This window comes from Kitasatospora sp. NPDC093550, from assembly GCF_044764985.1.
Taxonomy (GTDB): Bacteria; Actinomycetota; Actinomycetes; order Streptomycetales; family Streptomycetaceae; genus Kitasatospora.
In genome coordinates this window covers 288028-308035 of record NZ_JBIWJF010000001.1, presented here as the reverse complement: position 1 = coordinate 308035, position 20008 = coordinate 288028, and the positions used below count along the sequence as shown (strand labels likewise).

Genomic DNA, 20008 nt, shown 5'->3' with positions numbered 1-20008 from the left:
GGCAGGTGCTGGGGCGGCGGCGGCCTGGGCGTCGGGGGCCTCGGGAGGGGTCACAGGGCGGTCCAGTGCGCGCTGATCCACTCCAGCGCGGCCGCCCGGCCGCACGGGCCGTGGGCGACGTCCCAGCCGGCCGGGACGGCGGCGAAGGCGGGCCACAGCGAGTGCTGTCCCTCGGGGTTGACGAGGGCGAGGAACTCGCCGTCGGCGTCGAAGGGGTTGGCGGGGGCGTCACTCATCGGTGGTCCTCTCCATCGTCGGTCGTCGTCAGGTGGTCGGCGATCACGCTCGCGATGTGCGCGATCGGGGCGGGCAGGGTCATGTCCTTGTGGGAGCAGGCCACGTCGGTGTCGGCGATCCGGCCGGACACGTACGGGGTCCACAGCGCGGGCACCAGGGCGTCGTCGACGGTGTCGACGGTGGCGCGGAAGAACAGCACGTCGCCCTCGAAGCGGCGGTGGTCGTAGCCGCGCACCAGGTGGTTGGTGTTGAGGTAGATCCGGTTGAGCGCGGCCACCGTGGCGTCGTCGAGTCCGGCGAGCGGGCTGCCCTCGCGGCGCAACAGCTCGGTGACGGCGTCGATTTCGAGCGGCCGCCCGGCGAGGTCGGCCGGTCCGAAGCCGCCCATGGTGAGCAGCGCCTCCAGGGCCTCGGCCTGGTCGGGGACGGGCAGCTCGCGGAAGCCCTCGGCCGGGTAGGCGTCCAGGATGGCGAGCAACTCGACCTCCTGGCCGAGCTCCTGGAGCCGGACCGCGAGCGCGTGGGCGATGATTCCGCCGGTGGACCAGCCGAGCAGCCGGTACGGCCCCTCGGGCTGGACCTCGCGCAGCCGGTCGGCGTAGTGCGCGGCCAGCTCCTCCAGGGTGCCGGGCAGCGGCTCGGCGGCGGTGGCCGCGCCGACTCCCTGGGCCTGCAGGCCGTAGATCGGCACGTCCCCGGGCAGGTGGCGGATCAGCCCGGTGTAGCACCAGCTGAGGCCGCCGGCCGGGTGGACGGCGAACAGCGGGCGCTGCCGTCCGGGGGCCGCGGGCCGCAGCGGGAGCAGCACGTCCAGGGCGTCGGTGTCCTCCGCTCCGGCCGCGAGTGCCGCATCGAGGGCGGCCACGGTGGGCGCCTGGAAGAGCGTGCCGATGCCGACCTCCAGTCCGAGCACCTCGCGGATCCGCCCGGCGAGGCGCACGACCAGCAGCGAGTGCCCGCCGAGGGCGAAGAAGTCGTCCTCCACGCCGACCTCAGCCACGCCCAGGACCTCGCCGAACAGTGCGCAGAGCTGCTGCTCGCGCGGGGTGCGCGGCGGGCGGCCGGCACCGCCGGCGGGCGCCTCGGGGGCGGGCAGGGCCCGGCGGTCCAGCTTGCCGTTGGCGGTCAGCGGCAGGCGGTCCAGCAGGACGACGGCGGACGGCACCATGTGGACGGGCAGTTCGGCGGCGGCGTGGGCACGGAGTTCCTCGGGCGTGACGCTCGCGGGGCGCCCGGCGGAGCTGCCTCCGCCGTCGCCGTCGCCGTCGGCTGCTGCTGCTACTGGTACTGGTACTGCTGCTGCGGCAGCGGCAGCGGCAGCGCCGGCCACGGCGTAGCCGACCAGTCGCTTGTCGCCGGGCGCGTCCTCGCGGACGATCACCGCCGCGTCGGCGACGGCCGGGTGGGCCGCCAACACGGCCTCGATCTCGCCGAGTTCGATCCGGAAGCCGCGCAGCTTGACCTGCTGGTCGGCGCGGCCGAAGTACTCCAGGACGCCGTCGGCGCGGCGCCGGGCGAGGTCGCCGGAGCGGTACATCCGGGTGCCGCGTTCGCCGAACAGTCCGGCGTACGGGTCGGCGACGAAGCGGGTGGCGGTGAGTCCGGGCCTGCCGAGGTAGCCGCGGGCGAGACCCGCCCCGGCCACGTACATCTCGCCGGTGACGCCGGGCGGGACGGGCTGCAGGTGCTGGTCGAGCACGTAGACCCGCAGGTCGGGGATGTTGACGCCGATGGTGCTGCTACTCCCGGCGGCGGCGCTCGCCCGGTCGAGGGCGACGTACGAGACGTGCACCGTGGTCTCGGTGATGCCGTACATGTTGACCAGGGTCGGCGCGCCCTCGGCGTGCCGGGAGTACCAGTCGTCCAGCCGGCCGAGTTCGAGCGCCTCGCCGCCGAACACCACGTAGCGCAGGGCGAGATCGCTGCCGGGGCGGTCCCGGTCGGCGGCGCTGAGCTGGTAGAACGCGGAGGGCGTCTGGTTGAGCACGGTGACGCGCTCGCGGGCGAGCAGCTCGAGGAAGGCGGCCGGGTCGCGGCTGACCAGGTGCGGGACGACGACCAGCCGGCCGCCGTGCAGCAGGGCGCCCCACAGCTCCCAGACGGAGAAGTCGAAGGCGTAGGAGTGGAAGAGCGTCCAGACGTCCTCGGCGCCGAAGCCGAACCAGTGGTCGGTGGCGGTGAACAGCCGGACCACGTTGCGGTGGGTGACGGGCACGCCCTTGGGGCGGCCGGTGGAGCCTGAGGTGTAGATGACGTACGCGGTGTCCTCGGCCCGCAGCGGGCGGGTGCGCTCGTGCGGGGCGAGCGGGACGGCCGGGTAGCGTTCGGCCTCCGGTCCGTCGACGAGGATCCGGGGCACCTCGTGGGCGGGCAGCCGGGTCGCGGTGGCACGGTCGGTGAGCAGGGCGGCGGGGGCGGCGTCGGCGAGCATGTAGGCGAGGCGGTCGGCCGGGTAGTCGGGATCGAGCGGCAGGTAGGCGGCGCCGGACTTGGTCACCGCCAGCAGGGCGACGACGAGTTCGAGCGAGCGCGGCAGGGCGAGGGCGACGGTGGTGCCGGGGCCGATGCCGCCGGCGGTCAGCAGGCGGGCCAAGCGGTCGGCGCGGGCGGCGAGCTCGGTGTAGTCGAGCTGCGCGCCCTGGTAACTGACGGCGATGGCGTGCGGGTTGGCCTCGGCGGCGGTCTGGAACAGCTCGGGCAGGGTGGCGGACTCGGCGCCGGCCCGGAACAGCTCGGGCAGGGTGGCGGACTCGGCGGCGGTCGTGGCGGACGGGCCGGGCACCGGGGTCGCGGTGTTCCACGCGACCAGGGCCCGGCGCCGCTCCTCCTCGCCGATCAGCGGGAGCCGCCCGATCGGGGTGTCGGGGGCGGTGGCGGCGGCGGTGAGCAGCCGGGCCAGGCGTTCGGCGAGCGCCGCCACGGTGGCGGCGTCGAAGAGGTCGGTGCGGTACTCCAGGAAGCCGCCGATGCCGCCACCGGGCAGTTCGCCCGCGTTGAGGGTGAGGTCGAACTTGGCGGTGCCGCTGGGGACGGCGGTGATCTCGGCGGTGAGGCCGCCGCCCAGCGCGAGGGGCTCGTCCGGGCGGCTCTGCCAGGCGAGCATCACCTGGAACAGCGGGTGCCGGGCGAGCGAGCGGGCCGGGTTGAGCTCCTCGACCAGGCGGTCGAAGGGCAGGTCGGCGTGTTCGTGGGCGCCGAGGACGGCGGCGCGCACCCGGGCCAGCAGCTCGCGGAAGGTCGGCTCGCCCGCGGGGGAGTCCCCGGCGGAGCGGGGGGACGTGTCGATGCGCACGACCACCGAGTTGACGAAGTAGCCCACCAGCGCGGCGGTTTCCTCGTCCTCGCGCCCGGCCACCGGGGTGCCGACGGGGATGTCGGTGCCGCAGCCGTGCCGGGTGAGCAACGCGGCGAGGCCGGCCTGGACGGCCATGAAGACGGTGCCGCCGGCGGCCCGGGCGAGTTCGGCGAGGGCGCTGTGGGCGGTGGCGTCGAGGGCGAAGGGCACGGTGGCACCCCGGTGGCCCGCGACGGCCGGGCGGGGGCGGTCGGTGGGCAGCTCCAGCTGGTCGGGCAGCCCGGCGAGCGTGGTGCGCCAGTACTCCGCCTGCCGGAGGGCGAGCGGGGTGGGCGCGTCCGCGGTGCCGAGGCGCCGGTACTGCCGGGCCGCGTGGTCGGCGAACTGGAGCGGAAGCGCGGGCAGTTCGGGCGCGCGGCCGGCGAGCCGGGCGGTGTAGGCGGCGGCCAGGTCGCGGACCAGGGGGGTGGTGGAGGCACCGTCGCCCGCGATGTGGTGCAGCAGCAGGAGCAGCGTGTGCCGGTCCGGGCCGGCGGAGAACAGCGTGGCTCGCAGCGGCGGTTCGGTGGTCAGGTCGAAGGCGTGGCGGACGGTCTCGGTCAACTCTCCCGAACCCTGGTGCAGTTCGATCGGCCCGGCGGGCAGGATCCGCTGGTACGGCGTGCCGTCCGGCTCCTCGCCGTAGACGGTGCGCAGGACCTCGTGGCGGGCGACGAGGTCGCCGAGGGCGAGGGCGAGGGCGGGCCGGTCGAGCGGGCCGGTGAGGGTGAGGGCGAGCGGGATGTTGTAGGTGGGGCTGGGGCCTTCGAGGCGGTGCAGGAACCAGAGGCCGCGCTGGGCGGGCGAGAGCGGCATCCGCTCGGTGCGCGGGACGGGCACGAGGGCGGGGGCGGGGTCCGGGGCGGGGCGTTCGGGGCTTGCGGCCGCGTCGGCGTCGGCGGCCTCCGCGCGGTCGAGCGGGCCGTCGCGCAGCCCGTCGCGCAGTCCGTCGAGCAGGCGGGCGAGGCCGGCCGGGGTCGGGTGGCGGAACACGTCGGCGAACCCGACCGGGGCGGCGAAGGTCTGGCGCAGGCGGGCGGCCAGCCGGCCGGCGAGCAGCGAGTGACCGCCGAGGTCGAAGAAGGAGGCGTCCCGGCCGGGTGCCCGCGGCAGGCCGAGGACGTCGGCGAACAGCCCGCAGACCAGCTCCTCCCGGGGCGTGGCCGCGGCGGCCCCCTCGGCGGTGGCGGCCGGCTCGGGCAGGGCGCGGTGGTCGAGCTTGTCGTGGGCGGTGCGTGGCAGGGCGTCCAGCAGCAGCACGGCCGCCGGGACCATGTGCGCGGGCAACCGGGCGGCGAGCGCGTCGCGCAGCGCCTCCGGGTCCGGGGTGCCGCCGGGCGCGGGGACGGCGTAGCCGAGCAGTCGGGTGCCCTGCGGACCGGGGCGGGCGATCACCACGGCCTGGGCCACGCCGGGCAGTTCGGCCAGCACCGCGGCGGTCTCGCCGGGCTCGACCCGGAAGCCGCGGATCTTCACCTGGTCGTCGGCGCGGCCGAGGAACTCCAGGGTGCCTCCCCCGGCCTCCGACCGGGGGGACCCCCACGGGTGGCGGCGGGCGAGGTCGCCGGTGCGGTACATCCGGCTGCCGGGCGGGCCGAAGGGGTCGGCGACGAAGCGTTCGGCGGTGAGGTCGGGGCGGCCGAGGTAGCCGCGGGCCAAGCAGGCGCCGGCGACGTACAGTTCGCCGGTCACGCCGTCGGGCACGGGGCGCAGCGAGCCGTCCAGGACGTAGGCGCGGGAGCCGCGCACCACCCGGCCGACCGGGGCACCGTCCGGACCCGGGGTCCAGGCGTAGGCGTCGACGGTGGTCTCGGTCGGTCCGTAGAGGTCGACCGGGTGCAGACCGGGGACGGCGGTCAGGCGCCGCCACAGGGCGGGCGGGGTGGCCTCGCCACCGACCACGAGGACCGACGGGCGGTGCCGGCCCTCGTCCAGGATCCCCTCGGCGATGAGGACTTCGAGGTAGGAGGGGGTGAGGTCGAGGTAGTCGATGCGCTCGCGGTCGAGGTGGGCGGCCAGAGCAGCCGGGTCACGGTAGGTGGCGTCGTCCAGCAGGTGCAGTTCGTGGCCGTGGACCATCCAGAGCACCGGGTCCCAGGAGGCGTCGAAGGCGAACGAGGCGCTGTGGGCGACGCGCAGGCGCTCGCGGCCGGTGCGCCGGACGGCGGGGGCGATGTGGTCCTCGGCGAGGCCGGCGTGCAGGTTGGCCAGCGAGGCGTGGGTGACCACGACGCCCTTGGGACGGCCGGTGGAGCCGGAGGTGTGCAACACGTACGCGGCGTGGTGGAGTTGCGGCGCGGGCGGGGCGGTCAGCGGCTCGTCCTCGGCGGTGTCCTCGCCTTCGGTCTCGTCATCGCCCCCGGCCGCGCCTGGCTGCAGGGCGGGCAGGTCGGCGAGCAGGCCTGCGGGCACGTCGGCGGGCAGGTCGAGTGCGGCGAGGCCGGCGAGGGCGTCGGGGGTGCCGATCGCGCAGACCGGGCGGGCGTCGGCCAGGACGGCGGCGAGCCGCTGCCCGGGGTGGGTGAGGTCGAGGGAGACGCAGGCGCCACCGGCCTTGAGGACGGCGAGCATCGCGACCGGCGTGTCCAGGCCGCGCGGCAGGGCGATGGCGACCGGCGCGCCGTCCCGTACGCCGAGCGCGGTCAGCCGGTGGGCGAGGCGGTTCGCGGCGGTGTCGAGCTGCCCGTACGTCAGGGCGCTCGTGCCGCAGCGGACGGCGACGGCCTGCGGGGTGCGGGCGGCCTGGGCGGCGAACAGCTCGGGCACCGTCCGCTCGACCGGCGGTTCGGTACGACCGGCGGTGGCCTGGCGCAGGCCGTCCGCGTCGAGCAGCTCGATCCGGGCGATCGGCGTCGTCGGGGCGGTGAGCAGCAGCTCGGCGAGGGCGTCGAGGTAGCGCAGCAGGCCGTCGCGGTGGGCGGCGAGGGAGGCGGCGCCGTAGCGGGTCGGGTCGGCGTCGATGACCAGGCGCAGCGCGCCCTCCGGGCCGGGCGAGACGTTCAGGGCGAGGTCGTCGACCGGTCCGGCGGCGAGGTTGCGGACGGTGCCGGGCAGGCCGGCCAGGTCGAGGTCGCCCTCGAAGGCCTTGATGTTGACCATCGGGCCGAACAGGGCGCGGCGGTCGCCGGTGCGGCCGAGGTCGCGGCGCAGGTCCTCCAGCGGGTAGCGCTGGTGGCGGCGCACGGCGCGCAGCTCGCGGACCACCCGGCGCAGCAGCGCCTCGGCGCTGTCGGCGGGGTGGACGGCCAGGCGCAGCGGCAGCACGTTGGCGGTGGCGACGGGGGTGCGCAGGGCGACCGGGCCGCGGCGGTTGGCGAGCGGCAGGCCGAGGACGACGTCCGGACTGCCGGACAGCCGGTGCAGGTAGCCGGCGGTGGCGGCGAGGAGCAGTTCGGCCCAGGTGGCGCGGACGGCGTCGGCGGCGCGCTCCAGGCGGTCGCGGGTGCCGGCGGGGAGGTCGGCGGTGAGGCGCAGCGGGGCCGGGCGGGCTTCGCGGACGGGGGCTCCCGGGGCGGTGGGAGCCCCTGGGGCGGCGGGGGCGGCGGCCGGGGCGGCGGGGGTACCCGGAGTGCTGGGGGCGGCTGCCGGGGTGGCCGGCAGGGTCGCCGGGGTGTCGGCGCCGGCCATCCGGGCGGACCAGTGGGCGCGGTCGGCCCGGTACTCCTCGCCCTCGCGGTAGGCGGCCTCCTCGGCGGCGGCCTCGGCGAGGTCGGCGAACGGGTTCGGGGTCGGCTCGGTGCCGGTGGAGTGGGCGCGGTACAGCGCGGCGACCCGCTCGCCGAGGAGGGTCAACGCGTAGGCGTCGACGGCGAGATGGTGGATCCGCCGGTACCAGATCCACCGTTCGTCGGTGAGCCGGATGAGCGCGTGGGTGAACAGCGGGCCCTCGGCGAGGTCGGCCGGACGGGCGAGGTCGGCGCGCATCCAGGCCTCGGCCTCGGCCTTCGCCCCGGCCTGGGAGGCGGGCTCGGCACGGAGGTCCAGGCGGTGCAGCGGCCACGCGCGGTCGGGCCTCAGCCGCTGCCGGGGCGCGCCGTCCGGACCGGTGACGACGACCGCACCGAGCGCCTGCGCCTCCGCCACGGCCTGCCGCAGCGCCCGCTCGAACCGCTCCTCGTCGAGCGGGCCGGCGATCTCGACGGCGTCGCCGGTGTTGTAGACCGGGCTCGCGGGTTCGAGCGTCTGGGCGTACCAGATGGCGGCCTGCGCGGCGAGCAGCGGGATGTCGCCTTCGGGGCGTGCGCCGGTCGGGGCCTCACCGGTCAGGCTGTCGCCAGTCGGGGTCTCACCGGTCGGGGCCTCGACGGCCGGGATGTCGCCGGTCGGGATGTCGCCAGTCTGGGTCTCGGCGGCGGGCATGGTTCGGAGAGCTCCTCGGGGATCCGGAACGGCTTACTTAGGTTAGCCTAATCTAACTTCATAGGAACTGGTCAACGGCCCCGGAAGGGACCGGCCCTGACACCCCGGAGACGCCAGCCATGCCCCTGTCCGCGACCAAGCAGGCCGTCCGCGACCGCGTCCACGCGCACCGCACGGAACTGCTCGCGCTCAGCCGCCGCATCCACGCCCACCCCGAGACCGCCTTCGAGGAGCACCGCGCGGCCGCCTGGTGCGCCGAACTGCTGCGCGAGCACGGCTACTCCGTCACCGCGCCCGCCCACGGCCTGGCCACCGCGTTCAGCGCGACCCTCGGCAGCGGGCCGGTCACCGTCGCCCTGGTGTGCGAGTACGACGCCCTGCCCGGCCTCGGACACGCCTGCGGACACAACCTGATCGCCGCCGCCGGCCTCGGCGCGGCGCTCGGCCTCGCCCCGCATGTCGCACAACTCGGGCTCACCGTACGGGTGATCGGCGCACCGGCCGAGGAGCGCGGGGCGGGCAAGGCGCTGCTGCTGGACGCCGGGGCCTTCGCCGGGGTGGACGCGGCGATGATGGTCCACCCCTGCCCGGTCGAGGTCGCCGACTTCCGCTCCTTCGCGCTCGGCACACTGTCCGTCCGCTACACCGGGCGCGCCGCCCACCCGAGCCTCAACCCCCACGAGGGCCGCAACGCCGCCGACGCGCTCACCGTCGCCCAGGTCGCGATCGGACTGCTGCGCCAGCAACTCCCGCCGCACTGGCGGGTGCACGGCATCACCACGGGCGCCGGGACGGCACCGAACCTGATCCCCGACAGCGCGAGCGCCGAGTACGAGATCCGGGCCTCGGCGGCCGAGGACCTCGCGGAGCTGCGCGCCCGGGTCGAGGACTGCTTCCGCGCCGGGGCGCTCGCCACGGGCTGCGAGGTGGAACTGGCCCGACCGGAGCCGGACTACCTGGACATGCGCTCCGATCCGGGGCTGCTGACCCTGTGGCGGGCCAACGCGGCGGCGCTCGGTCGACCGGAGCCGGTCGAGCGCGGGCCCTTCGCCTGTACGGACATGGGGAACGTGTCGCACGTGGTGCCCTCGATCCATCCGGTCCTGGACATCACCGGCGGCGCCTGCGCCCCGCACGAGGCGGCGTTCGCCGAGGCGGCGCTGGGCCCGGAGGCGGAGCGGGCGGTGCTGGACGGCGCGGTGGCGATGGCCTGGACGGCGGCGGACCTGGCGGCGGCCGACGGAGGACGGTGGACGGATGACGGCGAACGAGTGACGGCTGACGACTGACAGCGAACAAGTGACAGTCGACGACTTTCAGCGAACAGATTTCAGATGACAGATTTCATCATCTGTTCGCTGAACGTTGTCATCTGAATCCTGTTCGCCGCCGCCCCCCGTCATCCGCCCGGCAATGCCGCCGGAGCCACCCGCACCGCCGTCACGCCCAGCTCCCGGACCAGCGCCCCGAGCTCCCCCTCCCGCCGCGGGTCCGCGAGCACCACGGCGGCGCCGGTCCGCAGCGGCCAGAGGAACTCCCAGAGCGGAAGTCCCAGTTGCAGCACCCGGTCACCCGGGCCGAGCGGGTGCTCCGCCTGCAGTTCGCGCACCCGGCGGTCCGCCTCGGCATGGGTGAGCCGGACGGCGGCCGGGCGCCCGCCCGGGCCGTACCCGACGCAGAGCAGGTGCTGCGGGGTGAGCGCCCTCGGCGGGTCCGTGGGCAGCTCGCCGTCCGTCTCCGGACCGGTGAGTGCCCCCGGCGCGCCCTCCCCCAGCACGCACACCGGGTCGTTCTCGGCGAGCAGTCGCTCCCGCCGCCCGGGGAGGTCCGCCGGGTCCAGCGGCAGGTACGCCGCCCCCGACTTCACCACCGCCAGCAGGGCCGTCAGCAGCTCGGCCGGCTTCCGGAAGCCCGCCAGGCCGACCACCGTGCCGGGCCCGGCCCCACGGGCGGTCAGGGCACGCGCCAGACGGTTGGCCGAGGCGTTCAACTCCCGGTAGTCGACGGTCTCCCGGCCCGCGAGCACCAGCGCCGGCGCGTCCGGGGTCCGCGCCGCCTGCGCCTCGACCGGCCCGATCAGGGTGGTCGCCGGGTACGTGACCGTGCGCCGGGGCAGCGAAGGCGCCGCGCTCGGCACGTCCACCGGCGCCGGCACCGCGGCCCCCTCCCACGGCGATCCGATGGCAGCATCGGCTGTCTCCCGCGGGGCAGCACCCCGGGCGGGCACCCGGACGATCGCCTCCATCAGGCCGCGCCCAGCAGCTCGGCCCAGGCCTCCAGCGCCGGACGCTCCGCCAGCCGGACGAAGGACACCTCGGCGCCCTCCGCCCGCCAGCGCTCGGCGAGCGTCATCAGCCGGATGGAGTCCAGCCCCCAGTCGACCAGGTTCTCGTCCAGTGGGATGTCCGCCGGGTCCTCGCCGAGCAGGTCGGCGACCTCGGCCCGGATCCGCTCCACCGTGAAGCCCACGCCCGTCACTTCCCGTCCACCTCGCCCGTGTCCGTCGCCCCGCCGGAAGCCCCGCCAGGAGCCCCGCCGGCAGCCCCGCCCAACGCTCCGTCCCCGCCGGAAGCCCCGCCCGCCGCCCCGTCGAGCACCGCGCGCACCGCCGCCGTCGTGGTGACCACCCCGCAGCGTCCGGCCACCCAGGCCAGGGCCGCGCGGTGCTCCTCGGGCCCGAAGTCGGCGACCGCGTCGGCCACCACGAAGGCCTGGACGTCCCGCATCCAGGCGTCGCAGGCGGTGGCCTGCACGCCGATGTGCGCGTACACACCGGTGATCACCAGCTGGTCCCGGCCCTGCTCGCGCAGCAGCCGCTCCAGCTCGGTGCGCACGAAGGCGCTGTACTTCCACTTGGTCAGCAGCGTGTCGCCCGCGTCCCGCGCGACGGCGTCGGCGATCGCGGTGGCGTGCGGGTCGTCCGGGATGCCGGGGCCCCAGAAGTCCTGCTGCAGTCCGCGCTCGGCCGGGCTCTGGCCGCCCGGCTGCGCCGAGTACACGACCGGGACGCCGGCGGCGCCGGCCGCCTTGGCCAAGCCGGCGACGTGGTCGAGGAGTTCGGGCACCGGGGCGGCCTCGGCGTCGAACGCGCCCAGGAAGTGGTTCTGCAGGTCGTGCACCAGCAGGACGGCGCGCGCCGGGTCCACCGACCAGGCGACCCGGTTGGCGGGCAGCTCCTCGGCGGCGGGCAGCGGATAGGAGGGAATGCGGGGCAGGCCCACGGTGGTCGTTCCTTCGGTAGACGGGGGGTTCAACTGGCCTTCAGGGAGGCCTGGACGGCGGCGCGCAGGTCCTTCTTGCTGACCTTGCCGATGCCGGTGGCGGGGAAGGCCTCGACGAACTCGATCCGGTCCGGCACCTTGTAGTCGGCCAGCCCGCGCTGCCGCACGAACCGCTTCAACTCGACGCCCTTCGGCGGCTGTTCGCGGTGCTCGGCGCGGAGCACGACGTACGCGCAGGTCCGCTCGCCGAGGTACGGGTCGGGCATCGACACCACCGCCGCGTCGTGCACGGCGGGGTGCGCGAGCAGGTGGTTCTCGATCTCCTCGGCGGCGACCTTCTCACCGCCCCGGTTGATCTGGTCCTTGGCCCGCCCCTCGACCACCAGGTGGCCGGTCGGGGTCCGCCGGACCAGGTCCCCGGTGCGGTAGAAGCCGTCCGCCGTGAAGGAGTCGGCGTTGTGCTCCGGGGCGTTCCAGTAGCCGCGGATGGTGTACGGGCCGCGCGTCAGCAGGTGGCCGGTGGTGCCGTCGGGCAGGTCGCGGTCCTGGTCGTCGACCACGCGGACCTCGTCGTCCGGGGAGATCGGACGGCCCTGGGTGGTGGTGATCAGCTCCTCCGGGTCGTCCAGCCGGGTGTAGTTGACCAGGCCCTCGGCCATCCCGAACACCTGCTGGAGGGTGCAGCCCAGCACCGGCCGCACCCTACGGGCCGCCTCCGTGCTGAACTTGGCGCCGCCGACCAGCAGCACCCGCAGGCTCTCGTAGCCGGTGGCGCCGCGCTCGGCGGCGTCCAGCCAGAGCAGCGCGAGCGGCGGCACCAGTCCGGTGATGGTCACGCCCTCCCGCTCGATCAGCGGGAAGGCGGTCTCCGGGCTGGGCTGCGGGCAGAGCACCACCCGGCCGCCCGCGTACAGCGCGCCGAGCGAACCGGGCGAGCTGAGCGGGAAGTTGTGGGCGGCGGGCAGCACGCACAGGTACACGCCGTCCGCGTCCAGCGCGCACAGCTCGACCGAGCCGCGCAGCGAGTAGATGTAGTCGTCGTGGGTGCGCGGGATCAGTTTCGGCACGCCGGTGCTGCCGCCCGAGAGCTGCAGGAAGGCGACGTCCCCGGGCTCGGGTTCGCGCGCGGGCCCGGGCCCGTCGCAGGGCACGTCCGCCAGCCGGACGTGCTCGCCCGCGTCCTCGCCGGCCACCAGCACCAGCCGCAGTCCGGGGTTCTCCGCCCGGACCCGGGAAGCGAGTTCGCGGTAGTCGAAGCCGCCGTCGAGGCCCGGCACGACGTACGCCGCCGCGCCCGTGAAGGAGCAGAAGTGGCCGATCTCGGTGTACCGGTGCGCGGGCAGCGCGAAGACCGGCAGCGCCCCGATCCGGAACAGTGCGAAGACCACCTCGAAGAACTCGGCGGCGTTGGGAAGTTGGACGACCACGCGGTCCCCGGCACCGATCCCCCGGGCGAGCAGCCCGGCGGCCATCCGGTCGGCCCGGCGGTCCAGTTCGGCGTACGTCCAGCGCCGTTCCGTCGCGGCCACCGAGTGGCCTCCGGGGTCGACGACGGCGATCCGCTCGCCGTGCGCGGCGGCGCGCTCGCGCAGCATCCGTCCGAAGGTCTCGCCGCGCCAGTACCCGGCGGCCCGGTAGCGCTCGGCGAACTCGGCGGGGTACGGGGTGAATCCGTCCGGGACCGTCCCGGGGGCGGGCGCCGTCACCGGGACACCCCCGCGGCGTCCAGGAAGGTGCGGAACTTGGCGCTGGTCTCGGCGAGTTCGTCCTCCGGCCGGGACCGGTCGACCACGCCCGCACCCGCGTACACCCGCAGGGTGCGCTCGTCCGCCTCCGCGCATCTGATGGTGACCACCCACTCGCCGTCGCCGGCCGCGTCGCCCCAGCCGACCATCCCGGTGTAGAGGCCCCGGTCGAAGGGTTCGACCTCGCCGATCACCCGGCGCGCCGCGTCCGTCGGGGTGCCGCAGACGGCCGGTGTCGGGTGCAGCGCGCAGGCCAGCTCCAGGGCGGAGACCGCCGGGTCGGCCAGCTCGCCGCTGATCGTGGTGGCCAGGTGCCACATCGCCGCCGTCCGGACCAGAGTGGGCCGTTCGGGCACCTCCAGGCCGCGGCAGTACGGCGCCAGCGCCTCGCGGATGGCGTCCACCACGACGGCGTGCTCGTGCAGGTCCTTGGGAGACTCCAGCAGCGCGGCGGCGCGGCGGACGTCCTCGCCCAGGTCCTCGCTGCGCGGTACCGAGCCGGCCAGCGGGTTGGCCAGCACGGCCGTTCCCCGCCGGGAGAGCAGGAGTTCGGGGCTGGCCCCGATCAGGGTGCGGCCGCCGCCCGCCGGGACGGCGAAGCTGTAGCCGCCCGGATCCCGGCGGGCCAGCCGCTGGAGGATGGCGGGCAGGTCGAGCGGTTCGGCGGCGTCCAGCTCGAGCGTCCGGGCCAGCACCACCTTGCTCAACTCCCCACCGCGCAGCCGCTCGACGGCCGCCGCGACACCGGCGCCGTACGCCTGCGGCTCGGGCACCTGCCGGATCCGCCAGTCGATCCGCTCGGCCGGCGGCGCGGGCAGCGCGATCAGCGGATCGTCGCGCAGCGCCCCGGCCGTTCGGACCCGCTCGGGCACGGCGAGCTCGGCCCGGCCGTCCCGGTCGAAGGCCACCGCGCCGACCACCAGGGGTCGTTCGACCCCGGCGGCGTCGGCGGCGGCCAGCGTCGCGGCGACCCGTACGGGCAGCGGCCGCCCGTCCTGGGGCACCCGGGCGTGCACACCGGAGGTGAGCAGGGTGCGGGTCGGCGAGGCGAAGAAGGTCTCGTCGGCGGCGGCCCGGTACTGGCCGAGCAGTCCGCTGGCCGCGCCGATGACGGCGTGGTCGGGGCCGCCCGCGGTGGGGGCCGCCGGGGCGTGGGGCACCGTGGTCACGGTGGATTCTCCAGTCTGGGACGGGTCTACGGGGGGCGCCGGTCTACGGCGGGGAGTCGGACGGCGGATGCGCGGGGCCGCCGGCGGCCCGAAACGGCGCGCCGAACGGGCGGATCAGGCGGATCAGGCGGATCAGGCGGATCAGGCGGATCAGGCGGATCAGGCGGATCAGGCGGATCAGGCGGATCAGGCGGATCAGGCGACTCGGGGGAGCTCAGGGGGCTAGGGGGCTCAGGCGGCGGATCAGGCGCGCAGGGTCGCGCCGCCGTCGACGTACAGGTCGTGCATGGTGATGTGTCGTGCGCGCTCGGAGGCCAGGAACACCACGGCCTCCGCGATGTCGGCGGGCGCGGCGATCCGCCCGAGCGGGATGCCGACCCGCCAGGCGGCCAAGTCTCCCTCGATCACCCGCTGTTCGGCCGCCGCGGTGTCCTCGCCCCACAGCGCGCGCTGCATCTCGGTGTCGGTCGATCCGGGCGACACCACGTTGCACCGCACCCCGGACCGCGCGAGCTCCAGCCCCAGGCAGCGGGTGAACATGGTGGCCGCCGCCTTGGACGCCGCGTAGGCGGCCATTCCGGCTCGCGGCACCCCGGCGGCGTTGGATCCGACGGTCACGACGGCCCCGCGTCCGCGCCGGGCCATCCGCCGCCCGACCGCGCGACTGACGTGGAACACCCCGGTGGTGTTGACGGCGAAGGTGTCCGCCCAGTCGGCGTCGGTGAGTTCGACGACCGGCGCGGTGCGCAGGATGCCCGCGACGTTCGCGAGTACGGCGATCGGCCCGAGCTGTCGTTCGATCAACTCGACGACGCCGTTCACGGCTTGGCCGTCGGACACGTCCAGCACGTACGGCCGGACGGCCGGGAGCTCCGCCACCAACGCGTCCAGCGAACCGGCGTTGCGGTCCACCGCCGCGACGACGGCTCCCTCGGCCACCAGCGCCCGGACGACGGCGGCGCCGATGCCCTGCCCGGCCCCGGTGACCACCGCGACGGCACCGGCGAATTCGGACTGCTGCTGCACAGGACATCCCCTCCGACCAGCAAGATTAGGCAAGCCTAACCTAACACAGTTGTTCGCCTACGCCGAGAGCCTGTGCGAGCGTCAGTTCGGACATCCGGCGACCGGCGCGCACTGAGGAGACAGAACGATCCGTCTCGTCGGCCCCGCCGACCTCCGCGCCTCCGCCCTTCCGTCGCGTCGACTACTCGCGACCGTCCGCGCCACCCGCCCGCAGGACGGCGTCCGTGTACAGCTCGCTCGTCAGGTCCTCGCCGTCGATGCCGAGTTCACCCAGCGCCGCGCGCACGGCGGCGAGCGCCGGTGCCAGGTCGGCCGTGTCCTCGGCCGCCGTCTCCACCTCCAGGAACACCCCCGCCAGCTGCGGCACCCGGACGAGGGTGGCGAGGAAGCGGCGGCCGTTCCGGTCCCAGGCGTAGCTGCGGCAGTGTTTGCGGTAGGCGAGCCGGGCGCGGTACCCGAGGCCGCGGAGGATGGCGTCGGTGGCCTCGGCGTCCGCGACGGCGGTCTCGTGCTCGGGCTTGGAGCCGGAGGCGTCGTCGACGCGGGGGGCCTTGTGGGTGAGCAGGGTGCGGCGGGTCCCGTCGTGGGAGGTGATCTCACGGATGCGCAGTTCGCGGTCGCCGCCGAGGAGGCTGCCGTCGGGCAGGTCGTAGTAGGTGTCGCGGTAGACCTCGGGCCGACCGGGGCCGTGGGCGGCTTCCAGCCGGCGCAGCAGGGCGCCGGGGTCGCGGACCCGCGCCTTGAGTTCCGCCTCGATCATCGCGCTGCCTCCACCCGTGTCGGCCCGACCGCGCGGCGGGGCTCCTGCTGCGCCGGGCGGTGGTGGATCCAGTCGAAGCCGTCGCGACCTTCCGCGTCAAGGTGCCCGGCCCCTGCCCCGCACCGACGGGGCACCGACGGTGTGCGGCGCGAGCCGATCGGTCATCAGTTCCGCACGCGCTCGGCGCGACGAGGCCGCCTCTCGGCGTGAGGGAGCTGCGGCTCAGTGCGACGGGGCCGGGGCCTGCGGTGCCGGCGAGAGTCCCGTGCAGCCCCGCAGGCCGTCGCGGCGCTTGAGCGCGGCCTCGGCGGCGGCACCGGTGACCGGCTCCGGGATGCCCTTGTCGTCGATGGTCGCCGGGGCGAAGGACTCGCCCGTCACCTTGCCGTCGGCGGTGAGCGTGAGGGTGGTGACGCCGGTCTCGTTGGAGTTCGCGTAGTTGGAGGTGCCGTACCAGAGGAAGTTGCCGAAGCCGTAGCCGACGTAGGTGTTGCCGAGCATGCCCGAGCCGACCATGGTGTGCGCGTGGGTGCCGACCACGGCGGTGGCGCCGGCGGTGGCCAGCTTCTTGGCGACGGCGGTCTGCGCCGAGGTCGGGCAGGCCTTGCCCTCCTCGCCCCAGTGCAGGTAGACGAGCACCACCGGGGCCTGCTGCTTGGCCGTCTCCACCGCCTTGACCAGCGCCGAGACGTCCAGGGCGGAGGCTATGCCCGGCTTGTTCGCGCCGGCCCGCCACTTCTGGTTGGTGATGTCCTCGACCTGGCTGGCGGCGACCACCGCGACCTTCACCCCGCGCACGGTGGTGACGTACGGCGCGTACGCCTCCTTGGCGTTGTGGCCGACGCCGACCACCGGGATCGGGGAGGAGTCCTTGGCGGCCAGGGTGTCGGCCAGACCGTCGGAGCCGAAGTCCACGGCGTGGTTGTTGGCCATCGAGACGACGTCGACGCCCGAGTCCTTGAGCACCGAGAGCGCCTTGGGCGAGGTGCGGAAGGTGTAGGTCTTGGGCTCCGGGGCGCCGCGCCTGGTGATCGCGGTCTCCAGGTTGAGGACGGACAGGTCGGCGTCGGCCAGGGTCCGGGAGATCGGGCCGAGTGCCGGCTCCGGCGGCTGGACGGCCAGCCGGGCCTCGGTGCGGCCCTCGAAGTGGACGTCCCCGGCGAAGGCGACGGTGATGGTGCCGTCGGGCCGGGGTGCGGCGTTCTTGCTCGGGGCCGCGCCGGAGGGGGCGGTGCCGGAGGCCGGGGCGCCCGGGGTCGGGTCGGCGGACTTCGGGGCGGCCGCGGCACCGGCCGGGGCCGGATCGGGGTCGTCCGGCCCGCAGGCGGCGACGGCGGTCAGCCCGACGAACAGCGCGACGGCGGCCGCGGCACGGCGCATGAGTGGTTCCCCCCGAGGACGAAGCAAGAGCGGTCAGCCTACGCCACCGAATCACCACCATTTGAGCCCGGACCCGCAACGTTCCGGCCACAAAAGGGCACCGGCGGATCCACCCCTGGCCCGCCCGTCCCAATCGCCCCGCCCGGGCGGGCCACCGTGTCCCTGGCGCCGCGGCCGGGAGGGCGCGCAGCGTGGTGGTACGGGAGGTGCGGCGGTGCGCGGAGTGAACCGGTCCGGTCCCTCGGAGGGAAGCGGAGGAAAGCGGGGGAAAGCGGTCCCGCACCAGAGGTCCGCAGGTCCGGGAGGTCCGGAGGTGTGACGTGATGAGCAGCAACGCGGGCGGCGGGCCGGTCGGTGGGCCGGTCGGTGGGCCGGTCGGTGGGCCGGTCGGTGGGCCGGGTGGGGAACCGGGTGGGTCGCCGGGTGGGTCGCCGGGTGGCGAGCCGGGCGGCGGCGGGCCCTCACCCGCCCCCGAACACCGCGCCCCGGAACGCCTCGCCCCGGAAGGCCGCGCCCCGGAACGCCGGATCGTGGTCGGCATCGACGGCTCCGGCCCGTCCGAGGCCGCCCTGCGCTGGGCGGTCGGACAGGCCACTCTGACCGGGGCGACGGTGCACGCGGTGGCGGCCTGGGAGTACCCGTCGCTGTACGGCTGGTTCGCGCCGATGGTGGACGACGGGTTCGAGCGGACCGCCCGCCGCACGCTGAGCGCGGAGATCAACGAGGTCCTCGGCCCGGAGCGCCGGGTGGAGGTCCGGGAGAGCCTGGTGCTCGGCCATGCCGCCGAGGTACTGCTGGAGGCGGCCGAGGGCGCCGATCTTCTGGTGCTGGGCAGTCGCGGCCGCGGCACCTTCGCCCGCACGCTGCTCGGCTCGGTCAGCGCCCGCTGCGCGGTGCACGGGAGCTGTCCGGTGGTGATCGTCCGTTCGGACGGGGCGGCCACCGTAGCGCCGGGGAAGGCGGCGACGGCGGATGCCTCGGCGACGGCACCGGCGGCCGGGGAGGGCGGGGCGGCGGAAGGGACCGTCCGCACCAAGGACTGGCAGCTCAGCCTGCACGTGGTCGAGGACCGCGACACCACCCGGGTACACGCCGTCCTGGACGCGGACGGCACCGTGCTGCACAGCGACGCCCGCTCCCGCCGCAACCCGCGCGACACCCCGGCCCCGCAGGTCGGCGACGAGTTCGCCGTCGGCCGGGCCCTGGTGGACCTCGGCCACCAGCTGCTGCGCGCCGGTGTCCACGGCGCCACCGGCGCCACGGAGGAGTGAACGCCCCCACCCGGGAGAGGCACGGAGGAGTGAGCGGCTCCCGCGGAGGAGTGCGCACCACCCGTCCGGGTACGCCATGCTGGACCGCCGCACCCGACCGGAAGAGCCGCCCGACCGGAGGAACCGCATCCCGCCCATGGACACCACCCCGGACCCCCGGCCCACCCCGGACCCGAGCCGCGCCCCGATCGCCGACCCGGCCGCCGGCCCGACGCCTGGCTCCACCCCCGGCCCGACGCCCGACTTCACCCCCGGCCCCGCCCCCGACTTCACCCCCGCCGAGCGCGCCCGGGGCCGCGAACTGCGCCGCGCCCAGCTGCCCTGGGCGCTCGGCGGCCGGCTGGCGGGCCTGGCGCTGACCCTGGTGCTCGGCCTCACCCCGGCCGGCGCCGCCCTGGTCACCGCCACCGGCGACCGGCTCGGCGGCTCCCGCACCGCCGACGTCCTGGCCGGCGCGGCGGCCCTGGTGGTCCTCGGCCAGGTGCTGCAGCTGCCGTTCGGGGCCGGGGTGCGGACCGTCCGGGCCCGGTTCGGGCTGGTGACGCAGGGCTGGGCCGGCTGGGCGCTGGACGCACTGCGCGGCCTCGCGCTCACCCTCGTCCTCGTCCTCCCGCTCGCCCTCGGACTGTTCGCGCTGACCGCCCGGTCGCCGCAGCGCTGGTGGCTGCCGGCGGCGGGCGCGGCCGCGCTGCTCACGGTCGCCCTCTCCTTCCTCCACCCGCTGCTGATCGAACCGGTGTTCAACCGCTTCACCCCGATGGAGCCGGGCCCGCTGCGCGGCGCGCTGCTGGAGCTGGCCGAGCGGGACGGTGTCCGGGTGCGGGACGTCCTGGTGGCGGACGCCTCCCGCCGGACGACGGCGCTCAACGCGTACGTCTCCGGGTTCGGCGCGACCCGCCGGATCGTCGCGTACGACACGCTGCTGACCACGGCCGAGCCGCGCGAGGTGGAGCTGGTGGTCGCGCACGAGCTGGGCCACGTGAAGCACCGGGACGTGCCGGTCGGTACGGCGCTGGGCGCGGTCGGGGCGGCCGTCGCGGTGGCCGTGCTCGGCCTGCTGGGCACCTGGCGGCCGCTGCTGGACGCCGCCGGGGCGACGGACGCGGCGGACCCCCGGGCGCTGCCGCTGCTGGCGGCGCTCGCGGCGCTGCTGGGTGCGCTGTCGGGGCCGGCCCAGTGCGCGGTGAGCCGCCGGATCGAGGCCAGGGCGGACCGGCACGCACTCGAACTGACCGGTGACGCCGAGCAGTTCGTGGCCATGCAGCGCAGACTTGCTCTGGCGAACGTGTCCGATGTCGACCCGCCGAGGCTGCTTGAGCTACTGTTCGCCACTCACCCGAGTGCGACCCGCCGGATCGCCGCCGCGCGGGCCTGGCAGGCCGCTCGGACCACGCAGCTCCCAGGAGGCACGCGGGCTGCCGGAGGCGCACCGGCGGCATCGGAGCCACCGGAGCCACCGGCCCCGGAGCAGCGCGGGACTCCGGGCGAATCCGTTGTATAGTGCAA

Annotated in this window: 13 protein-coding genes and 1 pseudogene; 3 read left to right on the top strand and 11 right to left on the bottom strand. The window is 75.8% G+C overall.

Annotation, left to right across the window (positions count from 1 at the left end; genetic code table 11):
- Positions 1-50: 50 nt before the first annotated feature.
- Both ACIRD3_RS01305 and ACIRD3_RS01300 read right to left on the bottom strand, forming a co-directional pair.
- Positions 51-236 carry an MbtH family protein gene (locus ACIRD3_RS01305; RefSeq protein WP_402209747.1) on the bottom strand — a complete coding sequence of 62 codons (186 nt, stop codon included), beginning with the start codon at positions 234-236 and terminating at the stop codon, positions 51-53.
- Positions 233-7930, bottom strand: a complete 7698-nt coding sequence (locus ACIRD3_RS01300) for an amino acid adenylation domain-containing protein (protein WP_402209744.1) — start codon at positions 7928-7930, stop codon at positions 233-235. The genes ACIRD3_RS01305 and ACIRD3_RS01300 overlap by 4 nt, the downstream gene beginning before the upstream one ends.
- 119 nt (positions 7931-8049) lie before the next feature.
- On the opposite strand from ACIRD3_RS01300, the gene ACIRD3_RS01295 reads away from it, so the two are divergent.
- Entirely contained in the window at positions 8050-9219 is a 1170-nt protein-coding gene (locus ACIRD3_RS01295; RefSeq protein WP_402209741.1) for a M20 family metallopeptidase, read from the top strand.
- Positions 9220-9329: 110 nt separating this feature from the next.
- Here ACIRD3_RS01295 and ACIRD3_RS01290 read toward each other — a convergent pair whose 3' ends face one another.
- From ACIRD3_RS01290 to ACIRD3_RS01250, 9 genes and pseudogenes are all read right to left on the bottom strand, one after another.
- Positions 9330-10085: an AMP-binding protein gene (locus tag ACIRD3_RS01290; protein WP_402209738.1), complete on the bottom strand. Its 756-nt coding sequence runs from the start codon at positions 10083-10085 to the stop codon at positions 9330-9332.
- 89 nt (positions 10086-10174) lie between these two features.
- Positions 10175-10408: a phosphopantetheine-binding protein gene (locus ACIRD3_RS01285; protein ID WP_402209736.1), complete on the bottom strand. Its 234-nt coding sequence runs from the start codon at positions 10406-10408 to the stop codon at positions 10175-10177.
- Positions 10405-11151, bottom strand: coding sequence for an isochorismatase family protein (locus tag ACIRD3_RS01280; RefSeq protein ID WP_402209733.1), 747 nt, complete (start codon positions 11149-11151; stop codon positions 10405-10407). Before ACIRD3_RS01280 ends, ACIRD3_RS01285 begins: the two co-directional genes overlap by 4 nt.
- 29 nt (positions 11152-11180) lie before the next feature.
- Positions 11181-12857: a (2,3-dihydroxybenzoyl)adenylate synthase gene (locus ACIRD3_RS01275; protein ID WP_402209731.1), complete on the bottom strand. Its 1677-nt coding sequence runs from the start codon at positions 12855-12857 to the stop codon at positions 11181-11183.
- A complete protein-coding gene (gene dhbC, locus ACIRD3_RS01270) occupies positions 12854-14065 on the bottom strand; it encodes an isochorismate synthase DhbC (protein WP_402209729.1) in 1212 nt (403 codons plus the stop codon). The genes ACIRD3_RS01275 and dhbC overlap by 4 nt, the downstream gene beginning before the upstream one ends.
- 243 nt (positions 14066-14308) lie before the next feature.
- Entirely contained in the window at positions 14309-15091 is a 783-nt protein-coding gene (locus ACIRD3_RS01265; RefSeq protein WP_402209726.1) for a 2,3-dihydro-2,3-dihydroxybenzoate dehydrogenase, read from the bottom strand.
- A 181-nt stretch (positions 15092-15272) separates the two neighbouring features.
- Complete coding sequence (locus tag ACIRD3_RS01260; protein ID WP_402209723.1) at positions 15273-15851, bottom strand: class IV adenylate cyclase; 579 nt, start codon at positions 15849-15851, stop codon at positions 15273-15275.
- A 222-nt stretch (positions 15852-16073) separates the two neighbouring features.
- Complete coding sequence (locus ACIRD3_RS01255) at positions 16074-17231, bottom strand: CapA family protein (protein ID WP_402209721.1); 1158 nt, start codon at positions 17229-17231, stop codon at positions 16074-16076.
- Positions 17232-17269: 38 nt separating this feature from the next.
- Positions 17270-17623, bottom strand: a pseudogene (locus ACIRD3_RS01250) (hypothetical protein); the annotation flags it as partial.
- On the opposite strand from ACIRD3_RS01250, the gene ACIRD3_RS01245 reads away from it, so the two are divergent.
- Positions 17555-18502 (top strand): universal stress protein, encoded by a 948-nt coding sequence (locus ACIRD3_RS01245; RefSeq protein WP_402209718.1) that lies wholly within the window; start codon positions 17555-17557, stop codon positions 18500-18502. The pseudogene ACIRD3_RS01250 and the gene ACIRD3_RS01245 overlap by 69 nt on opposite strands.
- Positions 18503-18638: 136 nt before the next feature.
- Positions 18639-20003 (top strand): M48 family metalloprotease, encoded by a 1365-nt coding sequence (locus tag ACIRD3_RS01240; protein WP_402209716.1) that lies wholly within the window; start codon positions 18639-18641, stop codon positions 20001-20003.
- Positions 20004-20008: the final 5 nt, after the last annotated feature.

Bases quoted from the DNA above. Each gene is read 5' to 3' on its own strand.
- ACIRD3_RS01300 (WP_402209744.1), bottom strand. From the start codon at position 7,930: ATGCCCGCCGCCGAGACCCAGACTGGCGACATCCCGACCGGCGACATC.
- ACIRD3_RS01245 (WP_402209718.1), top strand. From the start codon at position 17,555: ATGAGCAGCAACGCGGGCGGCGGGCCGGTCGGTGGGCCGGTCGGTGGG.
- ACIRD3_RS01240 (WP_402209716.1), top strand. From the start codon at position 18,639: ATGGACACCACCCCGGACCCCCGGCCCACCCCGGACCCGAGCCGCGCC.
- ACIRD3_RS01255 (WP_402209721.1), bottom strand. From the start codon at position 17,231: ATGCGCCGTGCCGCGGCCGCCGTCGCGCTGTTCGTCGGGCTGACCGCC.
- ACIRD3_RS01260 (WP_402209723.1), bottom strand. From the start codon at position 15,851: ATGATCGAGGCGGAACTCAAGGCGCGGGTCCGCGACCCCGGCGCCCTG.
- ACIRD3_RS01295 (WP_402209741.1), top strand. From the start codon at position 8,050: ATGCCCCTGTCCGCGACCAAGCAGGCCGTCCGCGACCGCGTCCACGCG.
- ACIRD3_RS01305 (WP_402209747.1), bottom strand. From the start codon at position 236: ATGAGTGACGCCCCCGCCAACCCCTTCGACGCCGACGGCGAGTTCCTC.